Source organism: Bacillus sp. FCW2, assembly GCF_021228595.1.
Lineage (GTDB): Bacteria > Bacillota > Bacilli > Bacillales > Bacillaceae > Bacillus > Bacillus velezensis.
Map to the genome: position 1 here is coordinate 4,145,101 of NZ_CP089436.1, position 648 is coordinate 4,145,748.

The 648-nt window shown below is 39.7% G+C and carries 3 tRNA genes; all 3 read left to right on the plus strand.

From position 1 onward, the window contains the following. The first annotated feature begins 46 nt into the window (after positions 1–46). The 3 genes from K3G25_RS20575 to K3G25_RS20585 all read left to right on the plus strand — a co-directional run bounded on the left by K3G25_RS20575 (position 47) and on the right by K3G25_RS20585 (position 617). Positions 47–121, plus strand: a tRNA-Asn gene (locus K3G25_RS20575). 2 nt (positions 122–123) lie between these two features. After that, positions 124–196, plus strand: a tRNA-Thr gene (locus K3G25_RS20580). Positions 197–542: 346 nt separating this feature from the next. Continuing rightward, positions 543–617: transfer RNA gene (locus K3G25_RS20585), tRNA-Gly, on the plus strand. Positions 618–648 lie beyond the last annotated feature (31 nt).

Here is a 648-nt window from a genome sequence, read left to right on the forward strand (position 1 = left end):
TTTTTTATTTTATCTACCATGTTTTTGTTTATGAAGCTTATAATATTCCGCAGTAGCTCAGTGGTAGAGCTATCGGCTGTTAACCGATCGGTCGTAGGTTCGAGTCCTACCTGCGGAGCCATTGCTTCCATAGCTCAGCAGGTAGAGCACTTCCATGGTAAGGAAGAGGTCAGCGGTTCGAGCCCGCTTGGAAGCTTATCTAAATACGTTGATCTGAAGCAGTTTCCGCGCGTTATGGAACTGTTATTTTTTGTTTGGATCAGTAAAAACTGTTACTGATTGCAGCAGTTAAGGTATAGGTGTTTAAAGCGCGCTTTCTGATGAGGTTAGCCTTGCTTCAATGATTCAAAGAGATTAACATAATTAATTGTTAAACGGTATTGACTTTTATCAAAACCTTGATATAATTACTTTTGTCATAATGAACAGTATGCTTTAGATTAAACTGCGGGTTATACTGTTTGGAGTTTTACTGAATAAATAACAATACAGTTTTTGGGTTATCTGATGCTGTATTCTGGCTGTACATTACATTTTTACTTGCGGAAGTAGTTCAGTGGTAGAACATCACCTTGCCAAGGTGGGGGTCGCGGGTTCGAATCCCGTCTTCCGCTCCATTTTATCCCAACGGGATATTGTGATATTAAT